We start from the raw sequence: 16,898 nt of genomic DNA, 5'->3' as shown, positions 1-16,898 counted from the left end.
GTATCAGAGTCTGAGCAACCGTCGTCTTACTGCCGCCGCGTCCGACCCTGCACAGCCAATTCCCCCCTCACGCCAAAAGAGGCGGCCGGAATCTCGCGACCTCACTCTTGAATGCGCACATGAGAATTACAAAACCACCGAAAAAGGAATCCCCAGCGATCCATTTCCTGTGGAAACCGCTCTGACATAGGCCAGGTTATTCCATGATCGCATCGGCACAGGGACAGCGCCTGTCTCGTTCGCCCCCTGGTTGCGACGAGCAGATCCCAGTTCGGCCAGACGACCCGCCTTCCCACGGCCCATTCCCATCATGAAGGGCCGACGAAGCGGGGATGCTAATCTGACACTCTGACATCCCCAGATTCAGGCAGGCTCGTCCTCCAGACAAACTTCCCGGAGACGAGCTACAGCCTGATCATCGATCCCCAAGACATCTCGAACATAGTTTCCGATGCTCCCCCGGCGCCTTTCAATTGCCCGGAAAGCATCGAGCAGTAGGAGTTCGCCCCGGCTGTTCAAGAGCGGACGCGGCTTGAGCACCTCCGACCCCCTCTGCGCGACCAGGTCAGTGTAGAAACCCGCGACGAAATTGCTGTCCTTGAGCCGCTCGATCGCGTCATGGTCGATCTCATTCTCTGTGCTGCGCAGCATCGTCGACAGGCTGTAATCGTGGAGGATGGTTTCGCGGGGCACGCCCAGGATGGTCAGCAGGATGCCTACCACGAGCCCGGTGCGGTCCTGCCCCGCCGTACAGTGGACGATTACCGGCACATGCCCTTCGGCTATGGCATCGAAATACATGCGGAACGAGGGCGCGAGCAAATCGGCCAGCAGTCCATAGACCCCTCCTTCCTTTCCTTCTGGTCCGGCACCTCGGTCGTTGGCGCCAGTCTGCTCCAGCCCCTCTGGGGGCTGATATTCAACGGGATTGAACAGCCGGTGATCGGCTGGATAGGGATCGCCGACGTGACGCGTATGATCACCACCTTGCCAGAAGGTCGGCGAAATTTCCCGCTCCTCATGCGTGCGCAGATCACAGACGGTAGCGATGCGCCGTTCTGCTATCCACTGCCAATCTGCGGCCGTCAGCTTCCATAACGAGCCCGACCGATACAATGTGCCCCAGCGCACTAGCCGACCGCTTTCGGTGCGATAGCCGCCCAGCTCGCGGACGTTAGAGCCGCCCTCAAGCATCACTGTACGCTCGTGTTGAAGATCATCTGCTGTCATGCCTGCTCCTTTGTCAAACGCCGGTCCGATCGCAACGATGTAGCTTCAGCGTGGCGGGCTTTGGAACTCGAATCCAACCAATGTTCCTGCTGTCGCTTTCGAATGAGTGCAAAGGCTCGAGACGAAGAGCGAACCGCCCGCGGACCGAAGCATGTTGAATACCTGTGGCCAGGACCACAAGCAGCGCCAATGCTGGCTGGCCGCAGGGACAGCCGACGTCACACCGCAATCGATATCAAGGAGTGCCCCGTAGGCATCAATAATAAATGATTGTTTATTTTTTATTGACGGCGATCGCACATCGGCTATCCATTCCCGCCATACCGACAGCCAGTGTCCAGCGATACCCGGCACCTTGCCGTCGAGGAGTCCACCAGGACGCCGATCATTGAACCGCACGACCCGGTCGCGCACGATCTGCAGCGTCACCGCGCCAATCGCCTCAAGCCCGCCGCGTCGAAGTCGTCCTGCAATCCGATAGCTGCACCCTTGGCATTGCCCTCCAACTAGCAGCCATAGATTCAGAAATTCATCTCTTTGGGAAGTACGCATCCGATAGCGGCCGCCTTGCGAGAGAGGAGCAGTCGCGCGAGTTAGCGGCAGTGCAAGCACCGTAGTTTGCACTGTGGCTAGCGACGGCACGGTTTGGTCAGGCGGCTATTTGGCCCGGTCGCTGTTCAGGAGGGTTTTCCAGTGCCAGGGCAGGAGTTCATGCAGCTGGTTCTGGGGGAGGTCGGCGATGCGGGTGAGGACATCGGTCAGCCAGGCGAGCGGATCGACGTCGTTGAGCCGACAGGAGCCGATGAGGCTGAACATCATCGCGGCGCGGTCTCCTCCCCGATCCGATCCCACGAACAGCCAACTCTTCCTTCCGCGGGCAATGCCTGATTCATTATGCTGCTCCTTTTATATGGCGGAAAACAGGGATTCCTGGTTCTGGTCCTGAGTGCGACACGGGCCTTTTTGCGAGATCGCTGCCTTCACATCGGGCTTTTCAAGGTCCGTGGCGCGGATTTGGTGAGGCGCACCGGGCATAATCTGCTTGGTGTGGAGCAAGCCGGCTTCGACGACACGGCGAATCTTGTGATTGGTGACGCCGAACTTCGTAGCGGCTTGCGACATGGTGAGCCATTCACCGTCGGTGTTGCCTGCCGCGCGATAGCCCTCGATTTTATGGACCTGACGTAGCGAGCTGACACGATGCCCGGTCCATGTCTTGCCCTGACCTGTTCGCATACCCATGCGATTGAGGGTGGCTGCGACATCAGCATCGGACCAGCGTGTCGCCATCAATCGGATGATCGCCATCGCTTCTGCGGGTGTGCTTTTGGTGTGTTCGCCCGGCTTGGGCTTTCTAATCCGGACCTGGGAGTGCTGCCCGCCTTGCCAGTGAATAGTAAGTTCTACTTCCCTCCCTTCCTTGTCCTCGGTCGCGATTATATCCTTAACCAAGGATCTCAGCAGGCGCTGGCGGAATCGCATATCAACGGCTGGATCATCCCATGCTGCCTTGAGGTCGTGAGCCAGGCTGGCGTATTCTGGTCTGATGGCGTCATCACGCACCTGACGGTCGTTGAGCCGGGCCTCGCAAGCCTCGACACGGCGCAGGGTCGCTTCCCAGCTCTTTTCCAACTGAGCGGCGATCAGCCGGTTATCAGGGTCGCAGGCAGCGTAACGCCGCTCGGCAAGCGAGGCTTCATACCGGGCTTGCTGCAAATCCAGCTCAACCATTTGTCGCCTCTGGGCTTCGCCTTCCAGATACATACGCTCTGCCTCCAAAGCCGCGTCGATTGCCAGAGGCGCCACGGCGCGCAACAATTCCTCCGCAATCGCTGCATCGGTTCGAGCACCATTCGTGGTCATGCATCGGGGCCGGGCCAGCATATGGTTTGAACGGTCACAGCGGTAGACATGGTAACCGATACCGCGACCGACATAAACGACGCACAGGCGGCGACCGCAATGCCCGCAAGTGAGCATTCCTGCGAGGAGAGCTTTCCCGCCGCGACCGGACTTTACGCCGCCGCCTTTCCCATAGGCGTTGATAGCCAAGACCTTCTGATTCCGCTCAAACTCATCCCAGCTGACATAGGCGTCATGATGCTCCTTGAGCATGACGCCCCAGTCGCCATATGACTTGCGGTGCCCATAACTTTTGCGCACCCGGCCATCGACAATCTCAGTTCGCTTTTCAGTTTTTCCATAGACATACACACCGGCGTAGAACGGGTTCTTCAGCACGCTGACCACGTTGCGATATCGGATCGGAACCCAATCGAAGGAGACCATCATCTTGCCGTCCGACGGACGCGGGAAATGCATGCCTTCAGCGCTCAAGGCGATCAGTACCTGACGGGCGCTGCCGATCTCGCGGAACCGCGCGAATATGTGCCTGATGGCCTCCTGAACGCGAAGGTCAGGGTCAAAACTCAGCCCGTAATCACGATGCCAAATGTAGCCGATCGGAACGCTGATACGCAGTTCGCCGCGCTGAGCTTTTTGCCGCGCAGCCTCGTACATCCGCCCACGAATCACAGAAAGCTCGAACTCGCTGATGCTACCCTTCATGCCGAGCAGGAGCCGGTCGTTTGGTTTGGCGGGATCGTAGATGCCATCGACGTCAATGACACGGGCATCGACCTGACCGCAAAGTTCGAGAAGCCGGTGCCAGTCAGGTCCGTTGCGAGAAAGGCGGGAGGCTTCAAGGCATAACACTGCGCCAACGCGCCCCGTACATAGATCCTCCACGAGACGCTCGAAGCCCGGACGATCCACAGCACCGCTCGCGCTGCGTCCCAAGTCCTCGTCGATCACCTCGACGTCCCGGAAACCCCAACGCCGCGCGAGCTCAACTAGTTCGTACTGCCGGCGCTGGCTCTCCAGGTTCGCGGTGACTTGCTGGCTCGTCGACTGCCGCACGTAAACAACCGCCTTGCGCCTCAGCAGCGCTACGGGGAGGAGGTTACCGCCGGTCATTGGACATCTCCTCGTCCGAGACGCCGGAGGCTGCCATCAACAGCTTGGCGAGGCTGGCCACCGCGGCAACGCGTTGGCCCCTCGTCAGACCGTCCAGAGCTTGCGTGTCCAGCGGCATGATCAACTGGCGAAGCGCCGGCAGCCGCATTGGTGGGGACAAAGCCTTCATCAATTACCTCCTGAGCGTTTAAACCGTTCAGCAAGGCATTACGAAGGCTCGAGTCGATCAAGAGCCTGTGAAGATTGGTCAACGCGTCCACGGTAACCTGAGGGTTACCCAAGCTGAATGCGTCGCAGACCTCCCGATCCAACATCCAGGCCGGGACGACGATGACTTCGCCGAGACGCACGACAATGTGGGCGACGCTCCCAGTCGCCCGTTCCTCGGTGTACTCGCACCGTACCGTGCGTCCGAAATAGGGGTGCCACCGATACCAGACGACGACGTCGTGTCCGACATGGGCAGAATGTCTGCGAGATGGCCAAGGGGCGGATTGAGCGCTCGACGGTGTTGGTGTCGAGTTCGATGCGGCCGTCGTCGATGAAGCGGACGAGGCCGTCCCAGCGGCTTGTCGCATAGCGAATGGCTTCAGCCAACTTGCTCTTGGCGCTGATCTGGCGGAGTCGGCCATCAAGATAGAGCTTGAGATCCTCGACGATGATGCGGCTGCGTTCGACGCGCTGAAGGCGGCGCTGTTCAGCGGCCGAGCCGCGGACCTCCTCTTCAACGGCATAGAGCATGGCAATCCGACGCAATATCTCGGTCGCGACCGGAGAACTGGCTGCTAGATCATAGAATTTGCGCCGGACATGGGACCAGCAGAAGGCGAGGCTGAGCTGCTGCCCGCGCCGCTTTGCAAGAGCTGTATAGCCGCTATAGCCATCGACCTGCAGGATGCCTGCAAAGTCTCCGAGGTGGATGTCGGGCCGCTCAGCCTTCCGATCGGCCGCATAGACATAGGCGACCATCGGTGGACCTGCGCCACCCCATGGTCGATCATCGCGGGCATAGGCCCATAGCTGGCCGGTCTTCGTTCTGCCTCGCCCGGGATCGAGCACCGGCGCGGTGGTCTCGTCGGCAAACAGGCGTTCGGAGCAACGCAGTTCCTCAAGGGTCCGGTCGCGCAGCGGCCGCAGATACCACGCTGCCCGGCCCACCCAGTCCGCCAGGGTGGAGCGATCGAGCCTTATATCCTGCCGGGCGTAGATCTGAGCCTGCCGGTATAGCGGAACATGATCGGCATACTTCGACACCAGCACCTGGGCGATCAGCGCTTCGGTCGGAATCCCGCCTTCAATTATCCGCGCCGGAGCGGGTACCTGGACGATCGCGCCTTCACAGGAGCGACAGCCATAGCGCGGGCGGCGCGTCACCAGCACGCGGAAGGTGGTGGGCACGGCGTCCAGGCGCTCGGCGACATCTTCGCCGATCTGATGGAGCGGCCCCTTGCAGCAAGGGCAGGCCTTGTCGTCGAGATCGACAATCTGTTCGATCCGCTCGAGGTGCGCAGGCAATGAGCCACGGTTGGTCTTGCGGGGCTGATCGCCGCGGGACCGCGGCGCAACAGCCTCTCTGGCAGCACGGGCGTGCCCAACGGCAATCTCGACATCTTCCAGCCCCAGTTGGAGCTGATCGGCATCGAGCTGTTCGGACCGGCGGCCAAAACGGTGCCGCATGAAGGCGTCGATAATCGACTGAAGACGCTCGATCTCGGCGTCCGCCTCGCCCTTGGCGACGTTCAGGTCCGCCAGTCTGACTTCAGCTGCGGCCCGCTCTTCCGCCAAAATCCGGGACTGCTCCAGCACGAGCGCGCGGAGCGCGTCGATATCGTCAGGCAGGTCCGCTTGCGTAAGCATGGAAAGAGTGAATCAGTGGAGCAAAGCCCCGTCAACCGGCAATCTGCGGCGCCTGTGGTCGGCGACCGCCATGGACCCGGCGCCAGTCCAATCCCTCCAGAAGCGCACCCAACTGGGCGGCGGAAAGACGCATTACGCCGTCCTGAATGCCGGGCCACTTGAAGCCGCCCTGCTCCAGACGCTTCGCCATCAGGCACAGGCCGGTCCCATCCCACCAGATCAGCTTGATCCGGTCAGCACGCTTGGCCCGGAAGACGTAGATCACGCCAGAAAATGCATCGCCGCCATATTGCGCGCTCACCAATGCGGCCAAGGCGTCCGGCCCTTTGCGAAAATCCACAGGGCGGGTCGCTACCATGACGCGGGCACCAACTCCTGGTCCGATCATCGCGTCGCCCTAAGGGCTTCGATTACTGCGGCGATGATGTTGGCATCGGCACCGCGGCCTATCTTCACTGCCACTCCGTCGATCTCCAGCTCGACCGCGCTGTCCTTTGCACGCGCCTGCTTGCGCAGGCGCTTCGCCGGAGCCGGTTGGATCGACGGCGGCTCCTCGATAATCGCGGGGACGAACGCGGGCGCCATCGTAGGGGCGACTGGCAGCGCAACGCCGCGGGCCTCCATCTGCTTGCGCAGCTGCCGCCGCCAGGTGAACAGCTGCGACGGGCTAAGGCCATGCCGACGGGCAACGGCGCAGACCGTCTCCTGCTCAGAATAGCTCTCCGCGATGATCGCGGCCTTCACTTCGGGCGCCCAGTCCCGCCGCTGGCCTGCACCGGTGAAAACCTCGAACCGCTGAACCTTGCTGGTGCCAGCATCGTCACATGGCATCGTCATAGCACCAGCGTCCTCCATCCTGATCAGGAGGCGCAGACTCACGGCTACACTTTACGTCCGCAAGGTGGGGCCGCAGCCCCGCTCTGATGTCCGCTGTCAACGCTTGAGGCGAGCGCCATGGGCCGCCGGATAGCGGGGCCTTGCAGATGATCGCGCATAGGTGGGGACAGGACCTGAAGGACGTCGGTGAACAAGCTCTGATGCGCGGGTTGGATACCGCAGTACCGATTGTGCGTCTTGGGGCCGTCCCAGTCTTACTGCGGGCGTCAGCCAATGGCTGGCCACAAAGCGTCTGACGGGCATTCCCCTGCCGTGGCCCTGCCCCCGCCTGTGCGCGCGGATGTTGAATCATTCAGGTTGGCTGCGCAGCCCGCCCAACTGACCACATGAAGGCGGCCAGTTCTCGCGCGACGGCCGTGCACACGACCGTTGTCCGCTTACCTCGGGCGCTCAACTTCCGATATCGTGATGTCAGCCGCGACTGTGCTTTCCAGGCGATCTCGCGCACCGCTGGCGAGAGCTGCTCATGGATGTAGAGTTTCTTCACGCCAATCTTCGGGGGGTGGCGATAGGTCCATGCACTTTCGACGAGCATGTGGCGGACGCGGCTGTTGCCGGCCTTGGTGATGCCGCCTCGCTTTACGGATGCTCCGGTCGATCGCTCGCTGGGCACCAGGCCGAGATAACCCATAAGCTGGCGTGGGTTTTCGAAACGCGTGATATCGCCCACTTCCGCAGCGAAGGTCACGGCAACGACGAGGTCAACGCCGCGCAACGCCTGTAAAGCCCGGACGAGTTGCTGAAGAGACCAACTCGGCAGAAATTCCTCGATCGCCTTCTCGATACGCCGGATGCGTTCGCCGGCGATCCGCACGGCATCGACCATCTTCTGCAATGCGATCTGATGGGCAGGATGATCGAATTGCTGTTCCTGAAGCCAGCGCATGTAGCGCATCGTCCAATGTGTCTTGCGCGGGTAAGTCCGGCCATGCTTGAGCATGAAAGAGGTGATGTGCTGGCGATGGACCCGGAGCGTCTCCACCGCCGCGGTTCGCGCTCGAACGAGATCCCGCATCGCCTCATGGTCCTCGTCAGGAACCCAGACCGCCGTAAGCTCGCCGGCGCGCAGCAATTTTGCAAGGCCGATCGCGTCGCGGCGGTTCGTCTTCACCTGGTCGCCAGGGCGGCGGGGAATCAGCGAGGGGGCCACGACCGTGCACTTATATCCCATCGAACGGATCAGGCGATAGAGACCGTAGCCGGTCGGACCCGCCTCATAGCAGAAATGTACGCAATCATGCTTGGCCGCGAGCCTCTTCACGACGCGGCGCATCGTCGCTTCACTGGCGTCAAACTCGCCCAGATAACGTACCTCGCCACAACGTGCACCGTCGGCGACGGCAATTGCGTTCCGCGCCTTTGCCACATCTATTCCGACGAAAACTTCTGTAGAATGCTCCACGGCTCGTCCTCCTGCGATGAGGATCGGCTCGGCCTCTCCGAGCAACCCTCGCCACCACAGTGTAGGGCGAGCCACCCTCAGCCAAAGAGCGGACATACGGTCTTACCAGCGTTTCAAGGATATTTTGCGCTTCAGCGTAGGCGTCTTCGTCTGCCGCCTTCAGGGCGGCAGTCTTGGCGGCGTCGGAGCCACTTGCGAGAGGGCATGATCCCGAACGGGCGCCTCGCGGTTTACCCCATGTGCTGAGCCGCCATAGCGCTCAGGATGATGGCCCCGTCAGGCGAATGCCCGCGGCATTCCCGACGTCGTAATTTTTGTTGATGAAGATGAGGATCGACGTCAACGCCTCGGCCGCTGCCGAATTGCAGAGCGCGCCTGCATGAAATGCCCGCAGATCCATCGCCTCGGAAAGCTGCACAATTTTTTCCCTCGCTGACTTATCGTCTCCGAAGACCAAGACGTCGCAGTCGACGTCGAGATCGGTCGCCAGTTTGTGGGCGGCCACGTTATGGAAAGCCGACACGACGGTCACACCCTCGCCCAGCCGATCCTGAGTCCGCTGCGCCGCGCTGCCCTCTGCCGGAAGTTGTACCCGCATGACCTTGGGCGGAACCAGCGGAACGGTTGTATCGACGACGATCTTACCGGCACAATAGGGGGCAATGTCTGCAAGTGTGGCGTCTTGTGCAGCAAAAGGCACGGTGATGATGACGATGTCCGCCGCCTGCGCCGCTTCCGCATTGGATTGGCCGGTCAGGCCGAAGCCGAGTTCGGCAGCAGCGCGCTCGGCGCTCTCAGCCGAGCGGGATCCAATGATGACAGGATGTCCCGCCTTTGCCAGACGGCGGGCGATGGCTGCGCCCAGATTGCCGGTCCCGCCGACGACGGCGATCGTTTCGACCATGTTAGAAATCCTTCGATTAAGTTATTCCGCCGCCTGCAATTCGCGCGCGGTGACCGTTCCATATAATGTTGTGCGCTGGACAGCACAGCGTCCCGCTTCCATGGCGTAAGCCGCCATTTGCGCCGGGTCGCAGAGTTGGCCGTTCAAACCGCCTGCGGCCCGGGTGATGGATTCGTCCATCAGCGTTCCGCCGAGATCGTTCACGCCTGCGCGGAGGGCCGCTGCTACGCCGGTCGCGCCCAGTTTTACCCAACTAGCCTGTATGTTGGGAATTATCGGATGCAGCACGAGGCGGGAAATGGCGTACATCAGCATGGTTTCGCGGAAACTGGGGCCTGAGCGTGCCTGCCCTTTTCTCCAGATCGGCGCTTCCATATGCACGAAAGGCAGCGGTACGAATTCAGTGAAGCCGCCCGTTTCCACCTGCAGGTCACGGATATGTAGGAGGTGGCGAGCCCAATGTTTATACCCTTCCACATGCCCGAACATCATCGTCGCAGTTGTCCGGAGGCCAACGCCGTGTGCAGTGCGCATCACATTGAGCCATTCGCGCGTGTCGAGCTTGTCCGGACAGATGATGGCGCGAATGTCATCATGCAATATCTCAGCGGCCGTACCCGGAAGCGTCGAAAGCCCGGCGTCGCGCAGGCGGATCAGATAATCCTTCAGCGGGAGGCGCAGCGTCGACGCGCCATGCGTGACTTCGAGTGGTGAGAAGGCATGGATGTGGATGTCAGGCGCCGCCGCCCGCACCGCAGCCAGCACAGACAGATAGGTGTCGCCGTCATATTCAGGATGAATACCGCCTTGAAGGCAGACTTCCGTCGCGCCCCGGTCCCAAGCTTCTGCCGCACGGCGGCCGACTTCTTCAAGATCAAGCCGGTATGCCGGGCCGCGCATCGCCTTGGTGCTGCCTTTCGAAAAAGCGCAGAACCCGCATCTGTAGAGGCAGATATTGGTATAATTGATGTTGCGGTTGACAACATAGGTGACGGCGTCGCCTGACACCTGCTGCCGCAGCGCATCGGCGGCATCGATCAACTGCCCCAAATGCGATCCATCGGCTTGGAACAGTCTGACGATCGACTGTTCATCCAGCCGTTCGCCCACCCGGGCCGCTGCGATGATCTCCTCGATCTGCGCGGATCCATCCGCCGCGCCGGTCACCGCCAAGCGCGGCGCGATAGCATCGGCGCCCGCATGCCATCCGTCAGTGACAGGCAGCCCCCGTCCGTCGATCGATCGGCGCACGGTCTTTGCAACAACTGGGTCCGTCCATTTTTCGGCGTTCAGAGCATAAGCCGGCCCGACCGCCAGCCGTTCTCGCAGCACCCGGCCGGCTGCGGACGTAGCTTCATCGAGCAAGGCAAGGTGCGGCCATGGCGCTTCGGGATTGACATGATCGGGGGTAACCGGCGACACACCGCCCCAGTCGTTCACTCCCGCTCCGAGCAATGCTGCCAGCTCGTGGGGCTCATGAAGGTTCGGCGGCGCCTGAATTACCATGTCAGCGCCCAGGATCAATCGTGCCGTCGCAATAGTCCAAAGATGCTCGTCGAGCGACGGTTCGGGATGATTGACCATCCTCGTGCCGGGTTTGGCACGAAAATTCTGGATGATGACTTCCTGGATATGCCCGAAGCGGCGGTGGAGGTCCCGGATCGCGAGCAGCGCGTCCACCCGTTCAGCACGCGTTTCGCCGATGCCAATGAGCAGGCCGGTCGTGAAAGGAACGGACGCCCTGCCTGCCGCTTCGATCGCCGCGAGCCTTTTTGCGGGCCATTTATCGGGGGATCCGTAATGGGGGCCGCCCTTTTCCGACAATCGTTTCGACACTGTTTCCAGCATCAGCCCCATCGAGGCGGAGACGGGGCGCAGCGCCGCATAATCGGCGTCGTCCATCAGCCCAGGATTGAGATGCGGCAACAGGCCAGTTTCGCTGAGGACCGCGCCGGCCATGTCCGCAAGATAGGACAGGGTGCTGTCATGGCCCACCGCGTCAAGCGCGGCGCGCGCCGCGGAGTAGCGCGCCTCCGGCCGGTCGCCCAGCGTGAAGAGCGCCTCCCGACACCCGGCCGCAACGCCCGCCCGCGCGATCGCGAGAACCTCGTCCCGCGACAGATAGGCCGAACCAACCCCCGCAGGCGTCGAGGCAAACGTACAATAATGACAGACGTCGCGACACAGTTTCGTCAACGGAATGAATATTTTGCGCGAATAGGTCACGACCGGACCGAACCGGTCAAGCGTCATCGCCTGCGCCCGGGCCAGGAGGTCCGCCAGGGGGCCGTCAATCGCTGTTCGGGTCTGCTGGTCGAGGCCGTGATGATAGTCATGCATCGCGATATTTCCGACCAAAATGTTCATATCACGCCGTCATCAATGTCCGTGCGATCAAGTTCCGTTGGATTTCATTCGTTCCGCCGAAAATCGACCAGCAACGCCCATATAGATATTGATGCGCCATCAGGCTAGCGCGTTGGGCCGCACTAAATTGCCCATGCGGCTCCAGATGAAGATCGTGGGGATCGTGGGCTCCGCCTAGCGGGCCTTCGATCTCCAGCGCGATTTCCGAAAGCTTCTGCAATATCTCTGTGCTGCGGATTTTCAGCACCGATGCTTCCGGTCCGTCCCGGGATGCGCCCTGCGCCCAACCGGAGATGTAGCTCTGCTCCAGAGCGCACAGCGTCAGCAGCTCGATCTCTGCCCCCGCTAGTTTTTCCGCCAGCCGATCGCGCGAGGGAGAGGGGCGAACATCTGCGAACATTGCCTTGATATTTTGCAACAGGCGAAGCTTCGGCCCTGTATCGGCAATCGCAACCCGTTCGTGAGAAAGCAGGAACTTCGCGATAGTCCATCCCTGGCCTTCGCCGCCGACCAGATTTTCAACCGGAACGCGGACATTGTCGAGGAAAAGCTGGTTCGTGTGATGCTGACCGTCGATCGTGACGATCGGCCGGACTTCAATGCCGGGGCTATCCATATCGATCAGCAGCATCGAAATTCCCCGCTGCGCCTTCACCTCCCGATCGGTCCGCACGAGGCAATGCATCATGTCCGCCCAGTGCGCCTCGGTCGTCCACATCTTCGTGCCGTTCACGATATAATGGTCGCCATCGCGTACGGCTGTGGTCTTCAGAGAGGCCAGGTCGGAGCCGGAATTGGGTTCCGAATATCCCTGGCACCACCATGTATCGCTCGACAATATGCCGGGCAGATATCGCGCCCGTTGAGCTTCGGTGCCGAATTCCTGCAACACCGGCCCTATCATGTTGACGCCATAGGGGATGATCATCGGGGCGTTGTTCAACGCCGATTCCTGCAGGAAAATCAGTTGCTGGTCGATGGTCCAGCCTGCACCGCCATGTTCGACCGGCCAGCCGGCGCCGAACCAGCCTTTGTCGCGCAGAATCTTCTGCCAGCAGACATAGTCATCCTTGTCAATTTCAAGGCCCAGCGCACCCTTCCGGGCAATGTCAGCGGGCAGATGTTGACGCACAAAGTCCCGGACCTCGGCCCTGAAGGGCGATTCCCGCACGAAATTGACGCCAAGCCCGGCATAGCGCGCACGATGCAGGTCGGCGCTGCCGAATTCGGCGCGGATCGCCGCCAGCCTCTTCATATAATGGCTGACGTCCAGTTCATCGCTGACGCCCATGCCGCCGTGCATTTGGACAGCTTCATGCCCGACGCGGCGCCCGGCATCGTCGACCAGCGCCTTAAGCGCCGATACCAAGCCGGACCGATCCGCCATGTCTTCGTCAAATGCCTCGATCGCGCGTTCGGTCAGCACTTGCGCCTCTTCGGCGGCCGCGAACATATCTGCGGCACGGTGCTGGAGAGCTTGAAAGCTCGCGAGAGATACGCCGAACTGCTTGCGCGTACTCAGATAGGCATAGGTGGCGGCATTCAGCGCGGAGATGATGCCGACCGTTTCGGCGGCAAGCGCGATGATCCCCCGTCCGATCGTCTCAAGGATCAGGTCGCCACCGCCCAGATAGCGCGCGGGAACACCGGCCATTTCAAGCGTCGCCGCAGACGAACCGTCGATCATTCGGAAACTGTCGAGCGCCAGCCCCTGCGCGCCCCGCTCCACCTGATAAATCCCTGAATCGCCGTCGCACGTCGCCGTCACGAGAAATTGATCCGCCAAGTCGGCATGACGTACGGCCAGCTTGCTTCCGGACAGGACGAACCCATCCCCCGCCCGGGTCGCGCTCGTGGCTGGGGGCGCAAAGGGATCAAACCCTTCCTCATGCGCAAAGACAACCAGCGTCTCACCGGCGATCAGCCCCGCCGGATCGTCGCCCGCCGCGTGGAGAATGGCACCCGACAGGGCGCTCGCCAGGACAGGCTCCACGACAAGCTTACGGCCGACATCTTCCATCACCACAGCCAGGTCCCGCATCGTGCCGCCAAAGCCGCCCGCGTCTTCAGGAAGCGTTGCACCGATGATGCCCTGTTCCGCAAGCGCGGGCCAAAGTGCGAGACGGTCCGGTTCGGCTCCAGATAGCCGACGGCGACGCTCCTCGAAGTCATTCTCCGCGTCGAGAAGCCTGCTCAGCATGTCGCCGAACATCTGTTGCGTGTCCGTCCTGGCGAAAGTCATAATCGGAGGCCTCTTCAATCGCACCGGATGCGATAAGCTGATAGATTAGGAAAACAGTGCCTTGTTGCTCAAGGCGGCGCCAACTGCCCGAACGAACCGGGCCGCATCGGCGCCGTTAATGACGCGATGGTCATAGCTGAGCGAAAGCGGCAGCATTTTGCGCCAAGTAATCGATCCTTCAGCAGCTGGCGCCGGACGAAGCTGAATCGCCGTCGCCCCCAGAATGGCGACATCGGGCGCGTTGATGATCGGCGTAAAGGCCGTACCGCCGATATGGCCCAGCGATGTCAGCGAGATTGAACTGCCGGACATTTCCGCCGCGGACAGCCCCTTAGTACGCGCCTTGTGTGCCACCGCCGTCACCGCCGCGGCGATATTTGGCAGGCTCATTCGATCTACGCCGCGGATCACCGGCACGAGCAATCCCCCCGGCGTATCCACAGCAACGCCGATGTTGAAATATTTCTTCAAGACGATGGATTGTCCATCATTGCCAAGCGACGCGTTGAACTGAGGATATTCGGACAAGGCTGACGCCAGCGCTTTGACGAGCAGCGAAACCGGCGTCAGCTTGGCCTGTGGATTTTCCCTGTTCCAAGCAGCCCTGTTCACCTCTGCGTCCGTCACATCGACCTCATCATGATGAGTCACATGCGGGATCGCCAGCCAGTTGCGGCCAAGAAACTTGCCCGTCAATTTTTGGATGGGGGTAAGCTTCTTGACCTCGACCTCTCCAAATTCGGAAAAGTCGGCGGCCGGCCATGGCGGCAACGAGGCGATCAGGCTTTCCAGGCTCATGATTATTCAATCATGCCCAAAACGGTGCCGACATCATACGTCTCGCCGGCCTCCTTGATGATCCGCAAGGTGCCCGACGCAGGCGCTTCGACCTCATTTACGGACTTGTCGCTTTCCAGCGAAAAGAGCGGCTCGCCCTCAACAGCCTGGCCACCATCGGCCACCAGCCATTCGGAAAGCTGGCCTTCGGTCATGGAGAAGCCGAGCTTGGGAAGCAGTATTTCAGTCGCCATTTCAAGACTCCTTGTCAGACAGCAGGCCGCGCACCGCGTCTTCGATACCCGCGACCGACGGCGCGAACGCGACTTCGAGCGGCTTCGAATAGGGCACAGGACAAAAAGCACCGCCCAGACGCTTCACCGGCGCCTTGAGTTTGCGGAAAAGATGCTCGTTGAGATCGGCGGCGATTTCAGCTCCGACGCCGAACTGCTTCACCGCTTCGTGGACGATCAGGGCGCGGCCAGTCTTCTGGACCGAAGCGTGTACAGTCTCCCGGTCCCACGGTGCGATCGTGCGCAGATCGACGATCTCGACATCAACGCCTTCGCCTGAGAGCTTTTCTGCCGCAGCGAGCGCTGGCGCAACCATTGAGGCGTAGGAGACGATGGTGACGTCCGCGCCCTCGCGCACGACCTTTGCCTTGCCCAAGGGAATGACTTCGCGTTCCACCGGACCAGGATTCCAGTAAGTCGGCAGATTTTCGATGAAAATCACCGGATCTTCGTCCTCGATCGCGCCGCGTAGCAAGCCATAGGCATCCGCCGGGTTCGACGGCGCGACCACCTTGATCCCTGGCGTATGCGCGAACCAAGCTTCCAGATAGTCGCTGTGCTGGCCGCCGTTGGACATACCCGATCCCGTCATCGTGCGGATGACGATTGGAACATGGGTCTGTCCGCCCGACATGAAGCGCAGCTTGGCGGCATGATTGACAATCATGTCCATCGCCACCGTGGTGAAGTTCATCAGCATGATCTCAGCCACCACGCGATAACCGCCCAATGACGCGCCGATCGCTGCACCGATGATCGCCTGCTCGGCGATCGGGGTCGATTTGACGCGATCATCACCGAAAGCGGTCGAAAGCCCCTTGGTCGCGCCGACGACGCCGCCTTCCTCGAGATCGGCGACATCCTCGCCGAGAACGATGATCTTCGGATCGGCGGCAAGCGCATCGTGGAGCGCGAGATTTACGGCCTGGATGGTGTTCAAGGTCTGTTCTGACATCGTCTTGATTCCTCAGGTCAGTTCATACGCGAAGACGTCGCGCTTCAGCTCGGCTATGTCTGGAAGATCGGCCTTGAACGCAGCCTCGACCGCGACCTCGATCCGCGCCTTGATGTCAGCGTCGATCGCGCCCAGTTCGGCCTCACTCGCGGCCGCATCGTCCAGCACGCGCTTCCGCAGCGTCTTGAAAGGGTCCTTCTCCTTGGCCGCGACCAGTTCTTCCTTGGGGATATAGCCGGCGGCATCGCCGATGAGATGGCCATTGAATCGGAAAGTAAGCGCTTCGATCAGCGTTGGCCCCTCCCCCGCGCGTGCACGATCCACAGCGATCTTGGCCGCGCCGTACATCTCATCAACGTCATTGCCGTTTACTGTCACGCCAGCCATGCCATAACCTGCCGCCCGCTTCGACAGCTGATCGACCGCCGTCGAATTGGCAAAGCTCGTGTGTTCAGCATAGCGGTTGTTCTGACACACGAAGATAACCGGCAGTTTCCACAGAGCGGCCAGGTTGAGCGATTCGTGGAACGCGCCGATGTTGGCTGCGCCGTCGCCGAAATTCGCGACCGCGACATGTCCTTTGCCATCCAGCTTGGCGGCCCAGCCAAGCCCGGTGGCGATCGGCATGGACGATCCCACCACGCCCGTTGTCACCATGCAGCCGCTTTCCGGATGCGTAAGGTGCATTGTGCCGCCCTTCCCCTTGCAGCTGCCGGTCACGCGACCGGCCAGTTCCGCCCAGAGCGGCTCAAGCGGAAAGCCTTTGGCTAGCATATCATGCGTGCCGCGGTAGATTGTGCAGATCGTATCGCCATCGTTCAGGTTCACCGACAGTGCAGACGGTATAATCTCCTGTCCGGCAGGCGAATAATAGGGCGTAACCAGCAGGCCCGCTTTCATCGCTTTGATGACCCGAAGATCATTATGGCGAATGAGCGAAGCCTTGCAGTAGATGGCGAGCAGCGTTGCCGCGTCTGCTTTAGGTAGGTTTGACATCC

Annotated in this window: 15 protein-coding genes and 1 pseudogene; all 16 read right to left on the bottom strand. The window is 61.1% G+C overall.

Going from position 1 to position 16,898, the window contains the following annotated elements; translation table 11 throughout:
• Positions 1–363: 363 nt before the first annotated feature.
• Positions 364–1,230 (bottom strand): tyrosine-protein phosphatase, encoded by an 867-nt coding sequence (locus HUK72_RS24900; protein WP_176599191.1) that lies wholly within the window; start codon positions 1,228–1,230, stop codon positions 364–366.
• A gap of 45 nt (positions 1,231–1,275) precedes the next feature.
• Entirely contained in the window at positions 1,276–1,659 is a 384-nt protein-coding gene (locus HUK72_RS24895; protein ID WP_176599190.1) for a hypothetical protein, read from the bottom strand.
• Positions 1,660–1,887: 228 nt separating this feature from the next.
• A pseudogene (locus tag HUK72_RS24890) lies at positions 1,888–2,112 on the bottom strand (transposase domain-containing protein); the annotation flags it as partial.
• A 24-nt stretch (positions 2,113–2,136) separates the two neighbouring features.
• Positions 2,137–4,206, bottom strand: coding sequence for a recombinase family protein (locus HUK72_RS24885; protein ID WP_176599189.1), 2,070 nt, complete (start codon positions 4,204–4,206; stop codon positions 2,137–2,139).
• A complete protein-coding gene (locus HUK72_RS24880; RefSeq protein WP_176598934.1) occupies positions 4,193–4,375 on the bottom strand; it encodes a hypothetical protein in 183 nt (60 codons plus the stop codon). The genes HUK72_RS24885 and HUK72_RS24880 overlap by 14 nt, the downstream gene beginning before the upstream one ends.
• Positions 4,376–4,479: 104 nt before the next feature.
• Positions 4,480–6,063 (bottom strand): IS66 family transposase, encoded by a 1,584-nt coding sequence (locus HUK72_RS24875; RefSeq protein ID WP_369806062.1) that lies wholly within the window; start codon positions 6,061–6,063, stop codon positions 4,480–4,482.
• Between the two features lie 31 nt (positions 6,064–6,094).
• Positions 6,095–6,421 carry an IS66 family insertion sequence element accessory protein TnpB gene (gene tnpB, locus HUK72_RS24870; protein ID WP_218036281.1) on the bottom strand — a complete coding sequence of 109 codons (327 nt, stop codon included), beginning with the start codon at positions 6,419–6,421 and terminating at the stop codon, positions 6,095–6,097.
• A gap of 26 nt (positions 6,422–6,447) precedes the next feature.
• A complete protein-coding gene (locus tag HUK72_RS24865) occupies positions 6,448–6,900 on the bottom strand; it encodes a transposase (RefSeq protein ID WP_176599188.1) in 453 nt (150 codons plus the stop codon).
• Between the two features lie 352 nt (positions 6,901–7,252).
• Positions 7,253–8,362 carry an IS110 family transposase gene (locus tag HUK72_RS24860; protein ID WP_176599464.1) on the bottom strand — a complete coding sequence of 370 codons (1,110 nt, stop codon included), beginning with the start codon at positions 8,360–8,362 and terminating at the stop codon, positions 7,253–7,255.
• Between the two features lie 259 nt (positions 8,363–8,621).
• Positions 8,622–9,266: an NADPH-dependent F420 reductase gene (npdG, locus tag HUK72_RS24855; RefSeq protein ID WP_176599187.1), complete on the bottom strand. Its 645-nt coding sequence runs from the start codon at positions 9,264–9,266 to the stop codon at positions 8,622–8,624.
• Positions 9,267–9,287: 21 nt separating this feature from the next.
• Positions 9,288–11,606, bottom strand: a complete 2,319-nt coding sequence (cofH, locus tag HUK72_RS24850) for a 5-amino-6-(D-ribitylamino)uracil--L-tyrosine 4-hydroxyphenyl transferase CofH (protein ID WP_176599466.1) — start codon at positions 11,604–11,606, stop codon at positions 9,288–9,290.
• A gap of 28 nt (positions 11,607–11,634) precedes the next feature.
• The gene (locus tag HUK72_RS24845; protein ID WP_176599186.1) at positions 11,635–13,875 is read right to left on the bottom strand and encodes an acyl-CoA dehydrogenase family protein; all 2,241 of its coding nucleotides are present in this window, start codon (positions 13,873–13,875) and stop codon (positions 11,635–11,637) included.
• Between the two features lie 45 nt (positions 13,876–13,920).
• On the bottom strand, positions 13,921–14,673 hold the full coding sequence (locus tag HUK72_RS24840) for a 2-oxo acid dehydrogenase subunit E2 (RefSeq protein WP_176599185.1): 753 nt from the start codon (positions 14,671–14,673) through the stop codon (positions 13,921–13,923).
• Positions 14,674–14,675: 2 nt separating this feature from the next.
• Complete coding sequence (locus HUK72_RS24835; protein ID WP_176599184.1) at positions 14,676–14,906, bottom strand: biotin/lipoyl-containing protein; 231 nt, start codon at positions 14,904–14,906, stop codon at positions 14,676–14,678.
• 1 nt (position 14,907) lies between these two features.
• A complete protein-coding gene (locus HUK72_RS24830; RefSeq protein ID WP_176599183.1) occupies positions 14,908–15,900 on the bottom strand; it encodes an alpha-ketoacid dehydrogenase subunit beta in 993 nt (330 codons plus the stop codon).
• A gap of 12 nt (positions 15,901–15,912) precedes the next feature.
• On the bottom strand, positions 15,913–16,896 hold the full coding sequence (locus tag HUK72_RS24825) for a thiamine pyrophosphate-dependent dehydrogenase E1 component subunit alpha (RefSeq protein WP_176599182.1): 984 nt from the start codon (positions 16,894–16,896) through the stop codon (positions 15,913–15,915).
• Positions 16,897–16,898 lie beyond the last annotated feature (2 nt).

It is taken from the genome of Sphingobium sp. 15-1, from assembly GCF_013375535.1.
Taxonomy (GTDB): Bacteria; Pseudomonadota; Alphaproteobacteria; order Sphingomonadales; family Sphingomonadaceae; genus Sphingobium; species Sphingobium aromaticivastans.
This window is presented reverse-complemented; position numbering and strand designations above follow the sequence as displayed.